Source organism: Fontimonas thermophila (assembly GCF_900113085.1).
Taxonomy (GTDB): Bacteria; Pseudomonadota; Gammaproteobacteria; order Nevskiales; family Nevskiaceae; genus Solimonas; species Solimonas thermophila.
Genome location: NZ_FOOC01000003.1, coordinates 263004 through 279144 on the forward strand (window position 1 = coordinate 263004; position 16141 = coordinate 279144).

14 protein-coding genes are annotated in these 16141 nt (G+C 64.3%); 8 read left to right on the plus strand and 6 right to left on the minus strand.

From position 1 onward, the window contains the following. Window positions 1-2: 2 nt before the first annotated feature. Window positions 3-674 carry an HAD family hydrolase gene (locus BMZ48_RS04505; protein WP_091532341.1) on the plus strand — a complete coding sequence of 224 codons (672 nt, stop codon included), beginning with the start codon at window positions 3-5 and terminating at the stop codon, window positions 672-674. A gap of 37 nt (window positions 675-711) precedes the next feature. Here BMZ48_RS04505 and BMZ48_RS04510 read toward each other — a convergent pair whose 3' ends face one another. Continuing rightward, window positions 712-1320 (minus strand): Maf family protein, encoded by a 609-nt coding sequence (locus tag BMZ48_RS04510; protein ID WP_091532342.1) that lies wholly within the window; start codon window positions 1318-1320, stop codon window positions 712-714. Between the two features lie 63 nt (window positions 1321-1383). Here BMZ48_RS04510 and BMZ48_RS04515 point away from each other — a divergent pair, with 63 nt between their 5' ends. From BMZ48_RS04515 to plsX, 3 genes are read left to right on the plus strand one after another with little or no spacing between them, the layout of a single operon-like run. Further along, window positions 1384-1911 carry a YceD family protein gene (locus BMZ48_RS04515; protein WP_159431084.1) on the plus strand — a complete coding sequence of 176 codons (528 nt, stop codon included), beginning with the start codon at window positions 1384-1386 and terminating at the stop codon, window positions 1909-1911. 36 nt (window positions 1912-1947) lie between these two features. Next, a complete protein-coding gene (rpmF, locus tag BMZ48_RS04520; RefSeq protein ID WP_091532346.1) occupies window positions 1948-2148 on the plus strand; it encodes a 50S ribosomal protein L32 in 201 nt (66 codons plus the stop codon). A gap of 30 nt (window positions 2149-2178) precedes the next feature. Beyond that, the gene (plsX, locus tag BMZ48_RS04525; RefSeq protein ID WP_091532347.1) at window positions 2179-3219 is read left to right on the plus strand and encodes a phosphate acyltransferase PlsX; all 1041 of its coding nucleotides are present in this window, start codon (window positions 2179-2181) and stop codon (window positions 3217-3219) included. Window positions 3220-3241: 22 nt separating this feature from the next. On the opposite strand, the gene BMZ48_RS04530 is transcribed toward plsX, so the two are convergent. From BMZ48_RS04530 to gspC, 5 genes are all read right to left on the minus strand, one after another. Next, window positions 3242-4015: a sulfite exporter TauE/SafE family protein gene (locus tag BMZ48_RS04530; protein ID WP_200769517.1), complete on the minus strand. Its 774-nt coding sequence runs from the start codon at window positions 4013-4015 to the stop codon at window positions 3242-3244. 81 nt (window positions 4016-4096) lie between these two features. Beyond that, window positions 4097-5311: a type II secretion system inner membrane protein GspF gene (gspF, locus tag BMZ48_RS04535; RefSeq protein WP_091532351.1), complete on the minus strand. Its 1215-nt coding sequence runs from the start codon at window positions 5309-5311 to the stop codon at window positions 4097-4099. Window positions 5312-5314: 3 nt separating this feature from the next. After that, the gene (gspE, locus tag BMZ48_RS04540; RefSeq protein ID WP_091532353.1) at window positions 5315-6799 is read right to left on the minus strand and encodes a type II secretion system ATPase GspE; all 1485 of its coding nucleotides are present in this window, start codon (window positions 6797-6799) and stop codon (window positions 5315-5317) included. A 34-nt stretch (window positions 6800-6833) separates the two neighbouring features. Beyond that, entirely contained in the window at window positions 6834-8900 is a 2067-nt protein-coding gene (gene gspD, locus BMZ48_RS04545; RefSeq protein ID WP_091532356.1) for a type II secretion system secretin GspD, read from the minus strand. A gap of 1 nt (window position 8901) precedes the next feature. Next, entirely contained in the window at window positions 8902-9777 is an 876-nt protein-coding gene (gene gspC / locus BMZ48_RS04550; RefSeq protein WP_159431085.1) for a type II secretion system protein GspC, read from the minus strand. Between the two features lie 121 nt (window positions 9778-9898). Between gspC and BMZ48_RS04555 the strand changes: the two genes are divergently transcribed. From BMZ48_RS04555 to clpA, 4 genes are all read left to right on the plus strand, one after another. Beyond that, complete coding sequence (locus BMZ48_RS04555; protein WP_200769518.1) at window positions 9899-12127, plus strand: CHASE2 domain-containing protein; 2229 nt, start codon at window positions 9899-9901, stop codon at window positions 12125-12127. 32 nt (window positions 12128-12159) lie between these two features. Then, on the plus strand, window positions 12160-13326 hold the full coding sequence (locus BMZ48_RS04560; protein WP_091532360.1) for an acyl-CoA dehydrogenase family protein: 1167 nt from the start codon (window positions 12160-12162) through the stop codon (window positions 13324-13326). Between the two features lie 150 nt (window positions 13327-13476). Further along, window positions 13477-13797, plus strand: a complete 321-nt coding sequence (clpS, locus tag BMZ48_RS04565; protein WP_091532362.1) for an ATP-dependent Clp protease adapter ClpS — start codon at window positions 13477-13479, stop codon at window positions 13795-13797. Between the two features lie 37 nt (window positions 13798-13834). After that, a complete protein-coding gene (gene clpA / locus BMZ48_RS04570) occupies window positions 13835-16114 on the plus strand; it encodes an ATP-dependent Clp protease ATP-binding subunit ClpA (protein WP_091532364.1) in 2280 nt (759 codons plus the stop codon). Window positions 16115-16141 lie beyond the last annotated feature (27 nt).

Genomic DNA, 16141 nt, shown 5'->3' on the forward strand with positions numbered 1-16141 from the left:
CCGTGGATCGGATCAAGCTTTTGATCTTTGACTGGGATGGCACGCTGGCGGATTCGGCGGCGCAGATCGTTCGTGCAATGCAGTCGGCCATCGCTGATCTAGGTTTGCCGGCGCGTAGCGATGCCTCGATCCGCGAGCTCATCGGGCTTGGACTCGACGAGGGTTTGCGCCGCCTCTACCCCGAGCTGGAGCTGGGCGCGCTGCGCAGCCTGCTCGATGGATATCGTGCCAAGTGGCTTGCCGAGGGCGGCGGTGAGGCGCCGCTGTTTGCCGGTGCCCTCGCCGCCGTCCACGCACTGCACCGGGAGGGCTTTCGCATCGCCATCGCAACCGGCAAGTCACGGCGCGGGCTGGCGCGCTCGCTGCGTCACCATGCCGACCTGGCGCGCGTGATCGTCAATTCGCGTTGCGCCGATGAAACCGCTTCCAAGCCCGACCCACGCATGCTCGTCGAGCTCCTCGAAGACGAAGGGCTAAAACCCGAGGAAGCGTTGATGATCGGCGATACCGAATACGACATGGCGATGGCGCGTGCGATCGGGATGACGGGCCTGGGTGTGGCCTGCGGCGTCCACGAGCCTGCGCGGCTGTTGCGGGCCGGCGCCACCGCGGTGATCGACGCAGTGGCCGATGTGCCGTCGTGGCTGTCGGCTGCGCATACGCGTGCGGCCTGACGGGTAGCCCGCAGGCTTGCATCGCCGGACTTGCGCGTTACGGCAGCGAATAGCCGGCCTCGCGCAGCAGCCGGCACACGGTGATCAACGGCAGCCCGATCAAACCGGTCGGATCGCGACTGTCGATCGACTCGAACAGCGTGATGCCATAGCCCTCGCATTTGAAACTGCCGGCACAGTCCAGTGCGGGTTCGGTGTCGACATAGCGGACGATTTCCGGCTCGGTGAGCGTTCTAAAGCGCACTGTGGTGATGTCCAGGCCCTGATGAGCACCCTGCGGTGTCAGCAGGACGACGCCGGTCATGAATTCGACGGTGCGCCCCGAGCATTGCCGCAGTTGGGCGAGTGCGCGCTCCCGCGAACCAGGCTTGCCGAGAAAGATGCCATCGACGACGGCCACCTGATCGGAGCCGAGGATCCAGGCGTTTGGGTACTGCGCGCGCAGCGCCCCGGCCTTGGCTGCCGACAGGCGCAGTGCCAGCGCCGGCGCGGTTTCACCGGGCTGCGGTGTCTCGTCGGCCTGTGCGGCCTGGATCCGGAACGGCAGGCGCAGCCGCGCAAGCAACGCCGCGCGATAGCGCGAGCCGGAGGCGAGGATCAGTTCCGGAGGGCGTGTGGCGGGCGCAGTAGCGGGGGGGTTAGACATTGAATTTCTTTGACATTCGCGGAGCACATCACTATGATGCGCGGCCCTTGTGCGGGGCAAGCGATGAGTATTCCGCGCGAAGTGCGCGCCTCGCTCGCGGTGGCGCAAGAATATCGGTTCTGTGGCGAGCTGGCGGTGACCGCGCTGCCGCGACTGTGTGCGCAGCTCGGCGGCAACGCGTCGGTGTTGCGGATCGATCTGGCGGCCGATGCGCGCAGTGGCTGGCCACGGTTGCATGGCAGCGTGACCAGTGTCGTGGAGCTGGGATGCCAGCGCTGCGGGAGCGAGTATCTCAAGCCCTTGCAGATCGGGATCGATCTGCGGTTCGTTGACAGCGAGGACGAGGAGCGCGCGCTGTTGCCGGACTTCGACCCCTACTGGGTGCAGGATGACCGTCTGCCCCTGCACGAGCTGGTCGAGGACGAAGTATTGCTGGCGTTGCCGATGCTGCCGCGCTGTCCGACGTGCGAAAATGCCGTCGAGACCGCATCGACGCCGGTGCCGGATGCAGGCGCAAAGCGGGACAACCCCTTTGCGGTGCTCGCACAGGCGCTGGATGCGCATCGGAAAAACGGTCACCACAGGTTTTGAGCTGGCGAGGCGGTCACCGCCCGACGGAGTAGAGCAATGGCAGTTCAGGATTCCAAGAAATCGCGCGCGTATCGCGGTCACCGCCACGCGCACTGGAAGCGCAAGGCAAAAGCCCCGGCGCTGTCCACCGATCCGACCTCGGGCGAAACCCATCGCCGTCATCACGTCACGGCGGATGGCTATTACCGCGGCAAGAAAGTCATCGACAAGGCAGTCGTCGTCGACGCCGGCGACTGAACCTGCGCCCGCTGCGCAGCGGGGTTGCCGATGAAGGCTCCCGTTGTATTGGCCATTGATGCGATGAGCGGTGACCACGGTCACGAGACGATCGTGGACGCCGCTCTGCTCGCGTTGGCGGCACATCCCGAGCTGCAGATGATTCTGGTCGGCGACGAGCCGACGCTGCTGCGCGATCTGGGCGCTCGTGGCCGTGCCGGCGAGGCGCGCTTGCGCATCCGCCATGCCAGCGAAGTGGTCGGCATGGACGAGTCGCCTGCCAAGGCGCTGCGCAGCAAGAAAGATTCGTCGATGCGCGTTGCCATCGATCTGGTCAAGCAAGGCGTGGCGCATGCGGCTGTGTCGGCCGGTAACACCGGCGCACTGATGGCGACCGCAAAATTTGTGCTCAAGACCCTGCCGGGGATCGACCGGCCGGCGATCATCTCGGCGATTCCGTCGATCAACGGTCACGTCCACATGCTTGATCTCGGTGCCAATGCCGAGTGCTCCGCCGAGCAGCTGCTCCAGTTCGCGGTGATGGGCTCCGCGCTGGTGACGGCGACACTGGGGATCGAGCGGCCCAAGGTCGGTTTGCTCAACATCGGCGAGGAAGAAATCAAGGGCAACGAAGTCATCAAGCAGGCGGCCCAGCTCCTCCAGGCTTCATCGCTGAACTACATCGGTTTCGTCGAAGGGGATGGCATCTTCCTGCGTGACATCGATGTCGTCGTCTGCGATGGTTTTGCCGGGAACATCGCGCTCAAGACCGGTGAGGGTGTGGCCCGGCTGATCTATCACTTCATCAGACAGGAATTCACGCGTTCGATCTTCACGCGCTTTGCGGCGCTGATGGCGCTGCCCGCGCTCAAGGCGCTGGGCAGGAGAATGGATCCGCGCAACTACAACGGCGCCAGCTTCGTCGGTCTGAATGGGATCGTCATCAAGTCGCATGGCAGCGCCGATACGCAGGCCTTTGCCGCAGCAATCCGGGTCGCCGTGCGGGAAGTCGAGAATGCGGTGCCGGCGCGCATCACCCGACTGCTGGCAGAGGCGCTGCCGGCGGCGCCGGTTGCGGCTGTAAAGGGTTGAACGTTCCGCCGTCGTGCCGGATCTACGCAGGGCTCATGGCCTGCGCGATCAGACTGGCCCCCATCAGCATGGTCAGGGCCTCGTAGGCGCGCTTGATGAAGCGATTGCCTCGCAGCAGTCCCAGATGCGCGCCGGCATAGCCGCCGGCCAGACCGCCGATCACCAGCGCCGGAACCCACGTCCAGGCCACCGGTCCGGCAAGACTTGCGGTGATTGCGCCGGCCCCATTCCACACCAGGCCCACCATGATCATCGTGATGGCGACCGCCTGGCGGTAGTCGCAGCCGAACCAGGTCAGGAACAGCAGCGTGGTGAATACCCCTGGGCCGGATGGCACCAGGCCCGTGAGCCAGCCGACACCGAACGTCCACAGGCCACCGAGCAGCAGGCCGCGGCCCTTCCGGTTCTTCGGCGCATGTTCGAGTCCGAGTTGAGGCCGAAAGACCGAGTACAACCCGAGTGCGATGTTGATCGTCCCGAATATCAGCTTGCCTGGGCGATCGGGGATTTCGAGCGCAAGGCGCGTGCCGAGAACGACACCTGGCAGACCGAGCCCTGTCATCATGGCAACGAATCGCAGATCGAGCGCGTTTTCGCGCAAGTGCCGCGCCGTCGAGCCGATCCCCAGCGCGACGACCGCCACCTTATGGGTGGCCACTGCACCGGCAAACGGCAGGCCGAGCAGGATCAGCGCGGGAAACTGCAATAGCCCGGCACCGCCGCCGGCCAATGCGGAGAAGAAGCTCGCAAGAAAACCCAGGATGATGAGTCCGACCCATTGCATGGGAGCGTCCATCGGTGCAGGTCCTGATTGGGATGGTTGGGTCGTGGTGACGATGCGTGCGCGAAGCCGCGCGGCGGATACGGAAGATGTTCTTTACCTGACGAGCTGGTTGAGATCGAAGATCGGCAGCAGGATCGCGAGCACGATCAGCAACACGACGCCGCCCATCACCAGAATCAATGCCGGTTCGAAGACGCCCATCATCGCAGCGACGAGGGTTTCCACTTCGCGTTCCTGATTCTCGGCGGCGCGGTCGAGCATTTCGTCGAGGCGCCCGGACGACTCACCGCTGGCAATCAGATGCACCGTGATCGGCGGAAACAGCTTGCTTGCGGCCAGCGAGCGCGCCAACGGCGCGCCTTCTCGTACCTTGATGGCCGCGGCCTCGATGGCGTCGCGCATCGGCAGATTGGTGACGACCTGTGTGCCGATGCGTAGCGCTTCGAGAATCGGGACTCCGCTGCCGAAGAGAATGCCAAGCGTGCGGGTGAAGCGGCCGGTATTGGATCCGCGCACGAGGCGTCCGACCAGCGGCAGGCGCAGTGCTAGATGATGCACTCGGCGCCGGAAGCCTTCCCTGCGCAACAGACGGTGAAAGACGAAGGCACCGAGCGCGAACAGACCCAGCAGATGAAACCCGTAATGCCGGAGGAAGTCCGACAATGCGATCAGGCCACGGGTGAGCGGCGGTAGCTCGGCGTCGATGCTGGTAAACACTTCCACGACCTGGGGGACGACATAGGTCAGCAGCAGCACGACGACCGTGATGGCGACGAAGGTGAGGATCGCCGGATAAACCGCCGCGAGCATGATTTTCTGCTGCATGATCTGACGACGTTCGACGTAGTCGGCCAGGCGCTCGAGGATGTCATCGAGCTGCCCGGACTGCTCGCCGGCCTCGACCGTGGCGCGGAACAGCTTCGGAAATGCATGGGGAAACTGTTCGAGCGACTGCGCCAGCGAATGGCCCTCGACGATACCGGCGCGCACGCCCAGCGCGATGCGTTTGACCCGCTTGCTCTCGCTCTGCTCGGAGACGGCGGCCAGGGCTTCGTCGAGCGGAAGACCGGAGCGGACCAGCGTGGCGAGCTGGCGCGTGAACAGGGCCAGTTCCGTGTTGCGGATGCCTCCCCGGTGACGGAAGAGTCTGCTGCGTGCGTCCTGTGACTCGCTGACCTCGCGCAACTCGATCGGGGTCAGTCCGCGCTCGCGCAGCAGTTGACGGGCATGCCGCTGCGTGTCGCCTTCGATCAGTCCACGGGTTTCGCGGCCGTGCGCATCGAGTGCGCTGTACTCGTAGGCCGCCATGGCTCACTCTTCGATGGTCACGCGCAGCACTTCGCGCAATGTGGTCTGACCCGCGAGTACCTTGTTGCGGCCGGACTGCAGGATGCCGGGCCCCCGGGTGCGCGCATAGGCTTCCAGCGCCTGTTCGGAAGCATTGTCATGGATCATCGCCTCGAGTTTGCGGTCGATCTCGATGATCTCATGAATGCCCGTGCGGCCGAGAAAACCGATGTGCCGGCACTGCGGGCAACCGACGGGTTTGTAGAGCGTGAGGCTGCGGGCGGGATCGACGCCGAGCTGTTCTTTCTCGACCGTGCTGGCTTCGTACGGCTGTTTGCAGGCGGCGCACAGCTGGCGCACCAGACGCTGGGCCATCAGTCCGATCAGGGAAGACGACAGCTGATAAGGCTCAACGCCCATGTCACGTAAACGTGTCACCGCCCCGACGGCGGTGTTGGTGTGCAAGGTCGACAGCACGAGATGGCCGGTCTGCGAGGCCTGCACTGCGATCTGCGCCGTTTCCAGATCGCGGATCTCGCCGACCATGACCACGTCGGGATCCTGACGCAGGATCGCGCGCAAGCCGCGTGCGAACGTCATCTCCACTTTGGTATTGACCTGGGTCTGGCCGACACCGTCGATGTAGTATTCGATCGGATCCTCGACCGTCATGATGTTGCGTGTACGGTCATTGAGCACGGACAGCGCGGAATAGAGCGTCGTCGTCTTGCCGGACCCAGTCGGCCCGGTGACCAGCAGAATGCCGTACGGGCGATGGATGATGCGCTTGAGCGTCGTGATCTGCTGCTCGTCGAGTCCGAGTTGTTCGAGGTCGAGCCGCTCGGTTTGCTTGTCGAGGATGCGCATGACCACGCGTTCGTGGTTCTGCCCGGTGGGGATCGTGGAGACGCGCACGTCGACCTTGCGTCCACCGAAGGCGCGCGAGATACGGCCATCCTGGGGTAGTCGTTTCTCGGCGATGTCGAGCTTGGCCATGACCTTGATGCGCGATACCAACCGCGGCGCCAGACTTTTGGGCGGGGACATCACTTCGCGTAGAACGCCGTCGACGCGGAAGCGGATTTGCAGCCGCGACTCGAAACTCTCGATGTGGATGTCCGAGGCGTTCTCGCGGATTGCTTCGACGAGCAACCCATTGATGAACTTGATGATCGGGGCATCGTCGTCGGATTCGAGCAGATCCTGATTTTCCTGCAGGGCCTGCGCCAGTGCGTCCAGATCCGCTGGCTCCTCGTCGAGTCCCTCGATCAGGCTTGCGGTTGTGGTCGTCTGTCCCTCGTAGGTGCGCGACAGCAAGGCATCGAATTCTTGTGCCGTCACAGTGTGCAGACGCAGCGGGCGGCCGACGTAGCGGCGTGTCTCCTGGATGGCATCGATCGACACGCCCGGACGGGCGACGGCGATGACATGATCGCCACGATCTTCCGTAACGATCAGCCCGTGGCGTTTGGCGAAGGTGAACGGTGGTCGCCGCAGGACGGACTCCATGGTGCAGGCTGAGTCAGAGGCGTCGGTTGCGGGCTCAGTCCGGCGTATCGGTGGCACGCGGTGCCGTCGGATCGGCGGGTTGCTTGTTCCCTGATGCACCGGTCGCATCCTCGATCGTCGCCGGCGGTGTCGTGGAGGAGGGCACAGATGGTTCCTCGCCCCATTCATGCAGCGGGCGCAGGATCGGGCGCTGGCTGCCGATCAGCGGACCGGCGCCGGTTGCGGCATCGACCTGGGCCTGGCGTACGGCGTCGTATTTCTTGCGCGTGTAATAGTCGCTCTGGATGCGTTTGCGCAGGATCGACGGCCGGATGAACAGCATCAGGTTGCGCTTGGTTTTGTCCACCGAGCGATATTTGAACAACGCGCCGAGCAACGGGATTTCGCTGATGAAGGGGACGCCGCGCTGGGTATCGATGATCTGATCGTCGATCAGACCGGCGATGACCAGGATCTGGCCGCTTTCGACGCTGACGACATTGGTCAGCGTGCGTTTGTTGGTGATCAGGTCGGAGGCACCGGCGCGGCCGCTCGACAGGCTCGAGACTTCGAGATTGAGCTTGAGTTTGACCGAATCGGCATCGCCGTTGATCTGCGGTGTCACCGACAGGCTCAGGCCGACATCCTTGCGCTCGATCGTCTGGAACGGGTTGACCGAACTGTTGCTGGTCCCGGTGTTGGTGAACTGGCCGGTGAGGAACGGCACTTCCTGGCCGACCGAGAATTTGGCCTCCTCGTTGTCCAGGGTGACCAGCGTCGGTGTCGACAGGACGTTGGAATCTCCATCGCCCTTGAGGGCCTTGAGCAGCAGGCCGAAGGTGGTGCCGTTGTCGCCCCCATCCTTGCCGAGCACGACATTGACTCCCTGGCCCAGTGCGCCGGCAGCAGCACGCTCGTTGCCGGAGGAAGCAAGGGTACCGAGAGCAGCCAGGGTGTTCGGATCCAGGATGCCCGCAGCGGCGATACGATCGCCGTTGAACACGGCCCAGTCGATACCGAGCTGGCTCGACTTGTTGGCGCTGACCTCGGCGAGGATGGCTTCGACCAGCACCTGCGCGCGCTGGATGTCGAGCTGCGCGATCACGTTGCGGATCTGCTTCATCGTCTTCGGCGGGGCCGTGATGATGAGCGCGTTGGTGTCCTTGTCGGCGAGCACCCGCGTGCGTTCGTAGGTCCCGCCGCCGCTGGCGGCCGCTGGTGCCGCGGTCGCACTGCCACCCGACCGTTCGTTCTGGCTGACCTGCTGCGCGTAACCCTCGAGGATCGGGGCCAGGTTTTCGGCGCTGGCATGACGCAGATAGACGACCTGGGTGGCCCCATCGTCGCTCAATGGGATGTCGAGCTGGCGGATGATCTCGCCGAATTTCTGGCGCTCGGTCTTGTCGCCGCCGACGAGGATGCTGTTGGTGCGTTCGTCGGCGATGATCGTCGCCGGTTTCGCAGTCGGGTCGGTCTGCTTGTCCTGTTGCGTCAGCGCCGTCAGGATGCGCACGACCTCACTGGCCGCCGCGTGTTGCAGGCGGATGTATTCGATCTCGCGGTCGCCGGCCTGATCCATCTGCGCGATCAGCCGGCCGATGCGCTCGACGTTGGCCGCGCGGTCGGAAATGATCAGGGTGTTGTTGGCCTGGTAGGCGGCGAGATGACCCCATTGTGGAACCAAGGGGCGCAGGATCGGGACCAGCTGCGCGGCATTGATGTTCTGCAACTGATAGACGTGGGTGACGATTTCGTCGATCGGGCGGCCCGCGCCTGTGCCGTAACGCGCGCTGCCTTCCTGGCGGGCGTTGGCCTCGGGGATGATCTTGATCGTGTCTCCGGCCGGAACCGCGGCAAAACCGTTGACGGCCAGCACGGCGAGAAAAGTCTCGTAGAGACCGGCCGCATCCATCGGCGAGGAGCTGATCACCGTGACCTTGCCCTTGACGCGGGCATCGACGATGAAGTTCTTGCCGGTGACCTCGCTGACCGTCGCGATCAGTGTGCTGATGTCGGCGTCCTTGAGGTTGAGCGTGATGTCTGCCCGCGCCGGCAGGGTCGCGCAGAGTAGCAGGACGATGGCGACGGCGGCGCCAGTACGCGAGAATGGGCGGCGGATCATGTCAGTTCAAGCTCAGGTTCAACGTCTGTACCTGACCTCCGCGCTCGATCGTCAATGTGATCGCGTTGGCCTGGCTTAAGTCCCCCAGCAGCTGTAGCGCCTTCTGGTTATCGTCCAATTGTACGCCATTGACTGCGGTGACCAGGTCGCCGGGGCGCAGCCCCAACTGCTGGAAGGCTTCGCGCTCACGGCCTGGATAGATGCGATAGCCACGCAGTTGGCCGTTGACGTTCGCCGGTTGCACGCGCAGATAGTTCGAAGCCTTGGTCGGATCACTGAGGATCTCGTCGCGGATCTGGCCCAGGAGTTGCGCAGTGCTGCCGTCGCCAGGCCCGCGATCGACTGGGGTATTGGCGGCTGGAGCCGTGCTCGGCGCATCCTTGTTCAGCCGGAGCGTCTCGAACTGGCCGTTGCGCGACAGGATCACCCGGTCGGGGAAGATGGCGTGCAGGCTGACGCCGGCGATGACGTCGTCGCCGATGGCATAGGGTTTTTCGTCGCCCCCATCCTTGGCGATCAGCGCGCGTGATTCGGCTGCGGAGCCGGCCAAGATGCCGAGCAGTGTCAACGACAGGCGGGTCTCGGGAGCCTGTTCGACACGGCTGCCGGTTTGCGGTGCCGCGTAGCGGCCGAACAGTTCGGATCCGATCAGTTTGTCGATGTCCGCGGATGCCGTCTCGTGCTGGCGCGTCTGTGCGGGTTGCAGCGAGGGCAGCTGCCAGCGGGCTGCCTCCGGCTCCGGCACCAGTGACCAGACCAGTTGCGCGAGCAGCCAGGCCGCCGTGATCGTCAAGACCAGATTGGCCACAGGCGGCAGGGCGCGACCGTAGCGCTCGTAAATCCGCACGAGTGACTCGACGTTCAAGGTGCTGGGCATGGTCCGCATCATAACCGACCCCGCTGCGGCTTCCGTAGCGGTGATGCGGGTTTGCCGCCATACCGCCACTTTAGTAACGTCCCGATCCAATCGCCATGGCCGGTTTTGCCTGGGGGAGCCCGTGTCGAAACGCAGCCTCATCCGACTGTCGATCAGCCTGGCTGTATTCGCCCTGTTTCTTTTGCACACGGCGCGCTGGGCTCCGCTACGTCTGCTTGAAGTCGTCGAGGATTTCACCTACGACGCGCGCGTGCTGCTGACGTTGCCCGGCACGCCGGATCCCAAGGTCGTGATCGTCGATCTGGACGAGCGCAGTCTGGCGGCCGAAGGCTGGCCGTGGTCGCGCGACAAGCTGGCGAATCTGGTGGATCAGCTGTTCGACCGCTACAAAGTCCGTGTCCTGGGATTCGACATCGTCTTCTCCGAGCCCGATGATGAGGCTCTGGCGCTGTGGCAGCGGCTCTTGAGTCAGGATTTCGCCCAGGTTCCCGAGGTGGTGGCGCGCGCCGAGGACATCCGCCGCCAACTCGATTACGACGCCCGTTTCGCCCAGGCCTTGAGCGGTCGCCCGGTCGTGCTGGGATTTTTCTTCAAGCGCTTTGTGCCGGAGGGCGAGCAGGCGGCGACCGGCGCGTTGTGCGCGCCGTTGATCGATGCCCAGGCCGCACGCCTGTATGACGTTGATTTCATCAAGCCTCAGGGCTACGGTGGCAATGTTGCGCGGTTGCAGGCGGCAACGCCGTATTGCGGCTTTTTCGACAACCCGGTCGCGGTCGAGGACGACGGGGTTTACCGGCGCGTGCCGCTGATGCAGCAATACGATGGCGCGGTCTATCCGTCACTGGCCTTGTCGATCGTGCGGCTGGCGCTGGGTAATCCGCCGGTGGAACTGGAGTTCGAACCGCCCGACGTGCGCACGTCGCTGCATCTCGAGCGTGTGCGCATCGGATCGCTCGCGGTGCCGGTCGATGAGCATGTCGCAGCCTACGTGCCATACCGGGGCGATAACCGAACCTTCCATTACGTCTCTGCGGTGGATGTGCTGCACGGCACGGTGGCCAATCCGGCGTTGCTCGATGGTGCCATCGTGCTGATGGGGACCAGCGCGGCCGGTTTGCTGGATTTGCGCAGCACGCCGGTCAACAAGGTGTTCACCGGCGTTGAGGTCCACGCCAATCTGGTGTCGGGGATGCTCGAAAACCGCATCCACCAGCGGGCGCCGTATTACATGGGCATCGAGGCCGTGATGCACCTGGCGATCGCGCTGCTGCTGGCTTGGGCTTTTTCAAAGCTCTCGGCGCCGGCGAGTGCCGCCATCGGCTTCGGTGCGATCGCGGCGATCATCGCGCTCGCACTCGGGCTTTGGAGCAAGGCCCAGTTCATCATGCCCCTCGGCGTACCAGTGATTTTCACCCTGGCGCTGTTCATGGCGCATCTGCTCTACGGCTATTTCATCGAGTCGCGCGGCAAGCGTGAGATCGCAAGACTCTTCGGCCAGTATGTGCCCCCCGAGCTGGTCGAGGAGATGGCGGCGCATCCCGACTCGATCTCGATGGAGGGCGAGAGCCGGGAGATGACCGTGCTGTTTTCCGACGTGCGCGGCTTTACCAGCATTTCCGAGAAGCTCGACGCGCGCGAGCTCGCCCGGCTGATGAACCGTTTCCTCACCCAGCAGACCGGCGTGATCCAGCGCCATCGCGGCACCATCGACAAGTACATGGGCGATGCGATCATGGCGTTTTGGGGGGCGCCGCTGCCGGATTCCGGGCATGCCGTGCACGCGCTGCTCGCGGCGATGGAGATGGTGCGCTCGGTGCGCGAGCTCGACGCCGAGTTCGAAGCCCGCGGCTGGCCCAAGCTGCACATCGGCGTGGGCCTGAGTACCGGCAAGATGAACGTCGGCAACATGGGATCGGAGTTTCGCATGGCCTATACGGTCATGGGCGATGCGGTGAATCTGGGGTCCCGTCTCGAGGGGCTGACCAAGGAATACGGCGTATCGATCATTTGCTCGGAGGCAACGCGCCTGGCCGCACCGTCCGACTGGGCGTTCCGCGAGCTGGATCTGGTGCGGGTCAAGGGCAAGCAGGAGCCGGTGGCGATCTACGAGCCGATGGGACCGAAGGATGCGCTCGATCCTGCGCTGCGCCAGGATCTGGCCCGGCATCGCGGTGCCCTCAAGCTGTACCGCGCCCAGCAGTGGGACGCGGCCGAGCTGGAATTCTTCCAGTTGCAGCAGTCGGGGCGTCCGCACCGGGTCTATGAGCTGTTCATCGAACGCATCATGTATTTGCGCGAGCATCCCCCCGGCAAGGATTGGGATGGTGCATTCACGTTCACCCACAAGTGACCATCGTTTGAGCGGACCATCCAGGAGGGTGTATGGCGGCTGTTTTCGACTGGCGTGATCCGCTCGGGCTGGAGCGCCAGCTCAGCGCCGACGAGCGCCTGGTCCGCGACAACGCGCGGGCCTACGCCCAGGAGCGGTTGCTGCCGCGGATCAAGACGGCGTTCCGGGAAGAGCGCTTCGATCGCGAGGTCCTGCGTGAGCTCGGGGCGCTGGGGTTGCTGGGCATCGGCCTGGAGGGCGAGGCTTGTCCCGGCGGCAGCCAGGTGATGTACGGCCTGGTGGCGCGTGAACTCGAACGCGTGGATTCGGCGTACCGCTCGGCGCTGTCGGTGCAATCGAGTCTGGTCATGTATCCGATCCTGGCTTACGCCGCGCCGCCCGTGCGGCAGCGCTGGCTGCCGCTGCTGGCGAGCGGGGAGGCGGTGGGGGCTTTCGGGCTGACCGAGCCGGATCACGGGTCCGATCCGGGGGGCATGTCGGCCCGGGCGCACCGCGACGCCGGTGGCTGGGTGCTCGAGGGGGTCAAGAGCTGGATCAGCCATGCCCCGGTTGCCGATGTTTTCGTCGTCTGGGCGCGCGACGACGAGGGCGCACTGCGGGGTTTCGTGCTCGAGCGCGGCATGGCGGGGCTGTCCACGCCGCGGATCGAGGGCAAGCTGTCGCTGCGTGCCTCGGTGACCGGCCAGATCGTGCTCGACGGGGTGCGGGTGCCGGAGATCCAGCGGCTCGATGTCATCGGTTTGCGCGGCCCTTTCAGTTGCCTGAACAAGGCCCGCTACGGCATTTGCTGGGGTGCGCTGGGGGCGGCCGAGACCTGCTGGCTGACGGCGCGGGATTATGTCGTCGAGCGCCGCCAGTTCGGGCGGCCGCTCGCATCCAACCAATTGATCCAAAAGAAACTTGCCGACATGCAAACGGATATCGCGCTGGGTTTGCAAGCGGCGCTGCGGCTCGGGCGCATGTTCGACGCCGGCGAGGCGAGCCCCGAGGCGGTGTCCCTGCTCAAACGCCACAACTGTCGCCAGGCCCTGGCGATCGCGCGTGCGGCACGCGACATGCTCGGGGCCAATGGCATCAGCGAGGATTACCCGGTGATGCGGCACTTGTTGAACCTGGAGACGGTCAATACCTACGAAGGGACGGAGGACATCCATGCTCTCATCCTCGGGCGTGCACAGACCGGTTTGTCGGCTTTCTGAAGCCGTTCAGCGCGTTGTCGGCCCAGCGGTTGCGGCCGTCTCCACCGCGTGGACCTGCGGCGCTACACTGAAAGCCTTGGATGGACCGTGGATCGCCTGCGGTGCGCGCCGAGGTTCGGCAGGGCACCGGCGGATACAGGGCTTGCATCGATGAGCAACGAGGTTAGGAAAGATTCTGGACAGGGCATTGCGCTGGAAGAAGCCAAGCCCAAGCTTCAGCATCCGCCTATGTACAAGGTGGTGATGCTCAACGACGACTATACGCCGATGGATTTCGTGGTCCAGGTTTTGCAGCGGTTTTTCCATCATCCACGCGAGAAAGCGGTGCAGATCATGCTGCAGATTCACACCCAGGGTCGCGGGGTCGCCGGCGTTTTTCCGGCGGAAATCGCCGAAACCAAGACCGCACAGGTCAACAGCTATGCGCGTCAGCACCAGCATCCGCTGTTGACCGTGATGGAGAAGACTTGACCGCGGTTGCCACTGGCGCCGCTGTGGAGCGTAAGCCATGTTGTCCGAAGATCTGCAAAAAGCCCTCGATGCCGCCTTCGTCTCGGCGCGGATGGAAGGTCACGAGCTGCTGACCGTGGAGCATCTGCTGCTTGCACTGCTGTCGGACACGCAGGTATCCGAAGCGCTGACCGCAGCCGGTGCCGACACCGACAAGCTCGAGGAAGGGCTCAGGGATTACATCCGCACGCACGTCCAGTCGGTCAAGGACGCCGACAGGCATGAGGTGCAGCCGACGCTGTCGTTCCAGCGTGTCTTGCAGCGCGCGATCTACCACGTGCAGGCGGCCGGCAAGAAGCATGTGACCACGCTCAACGTGCTGGTCGCCATTTTCTCGGAGAAGGATACGCACGCTGTCTATCTGCTCGGCGAGCAGGGTGTGACCCGTCTCGACATCGTCAATTTCATTTCGCACGGCATTGCCAAGAACGGCGCGATTCAGGACAAGCCGGCGGATTCCGAGGAACGCGACGATGCCGGCGACAAGACGCAAGCCGGGCAGGGTGCGCTCGAGCAATACGCGGTGAACCTCAACGAGCGTGCGGCGCAGGGTGCGATCGATCCCCTGATCGGGCGCGATCTCGAAATCGAGCGAGTGATGCAGACGCTGTGCCGCCGGCGCAAGAACAACCCGCTGCTGGTCGGCGAGGCCGGCGTCGGCAAAACCGCAATCGCAGAGGGGCTGGCCTGGCTCATCGTCGAGGGTCGTGTGCCCGACCTGCTCCGGCATGCCGTCGTCTACAGCCTCGATCTGGGATCGCTGATCGCCGGGACCAAGTACCGCGGCGATTTCGAAAAGCGCTTCAAAGCCGTCATCGCGGAGCTGCAACGACGGCCTGGATCGATCGTCTTCATTGACGAAATCCACATGATCATCGGTGCCGGCGCCGCCAGCGGTGGCGTCATGGATGCATCCAATCTGCTCAAGCCACTGCTGGCTTCCGGGCAGATCCGGTGTATCGGATCGACCACGTACCAGGAATATCGCGGCATTTTCGAGAAAGACCGCGCGCTCGCGCGGCGCTTCCAGAAGATCGACGTCGGCGAGCCCAGCATCGAGGATACGGTGAAGATCCTCGAAGGTTTGCGTGCACGTTTCGAAGAGCACCATCAGGTTCAGTTCACGCGTGGGGCACTGCGCTCCGCGGTGGAGCTGTCGGCCCGGCATATCACCGACCGACACTTGCCGGACAAGGCCATCGATGTCATCGATGAAGCGGCGGCGCGGTTGCGCCTGCTGCCGGAGTCCAGGCGCCGCAAGACCGTTCAGGTACGCGACATCGAGGAAACCGTCGCGCGTATCGCACGCATCCCGCCCAAAAGCGTCTCGGCCAACGACCGGGACCGTCTGGCGACGCTGGAGCGCGATCTCAAGCTCGTGATCTTCGGCCAGGACCAGGCCATCGAGCAGCTCACGGCATGCATCAAGCTCGCCCGATCGGGCCTGGGCAATCCGGAGAAACCGATCGGCAGTTTCCTGTTCGCCGGTCCGACCGGCGTGGGCAAGACCGAAGTCACGCGCCAGCTCGCCCAGCTTCTGGGCATCGAGCTGATCCGCTTCGACATGTCCGAGTACATGGAGCGGCACACCGTCTCGCGTCTGATCGGTGCGCCTCCCGGCTATGTCGGATTCGATCAAGGCGGGTTGCTGACCGAAGCGGTGATCAAGCATCCGCACGCCGTCGTGCTGCTCGACGAAATCGAGAAAGCGCATCCGGACGTATTCAACCTGCTGCTGCAGGTGATGGACCATGGTGCATTGACCGACAACAACGGCCGCAGGGCGGATTTTCGCAATGTCATCCTGGTGATGACGACCAACGCCGGGGCCGAGGAGTCTTCGCGGCGCACGATGGGCTTCGCCGAGCAAAGCCACCAGACCGATGCGATGGAGGCGATCCGCCGCCTGTTCACGCCGGAGTTCCGCAACCGGCTGGATGCCATCGTGCAGTTTGCGCCGCTCGGTCAGGCCGAGATCCTGCGCGTGGTCGACAAATTCCTGATGCAGCTGGAGGAGCAGCTCGGTGCCAAGGGTGTGCAGCTGGAGGTCGATGAATCCGCGCGCCTGTGGCTTTCGCAGCGCGGTTACGATCCGAAGATGGGCGCCCGCCCGATGGCGCGTGTGATCCAGGAGAACCTCAAGCGCCCGCTCGCGGAAGAGCTCTTGTTCGGCAAGCTCGCCAACGGTGGCCGCGTGCACGTCACCCTCGGCGGCGATGGCGCACTCACGTTCGAGATCGAAGGCCGCGAAAAGTCCTCGCAGCTCGAACCTGTGTGAAGGAGCACCACTGGTGACCTCGCCCTG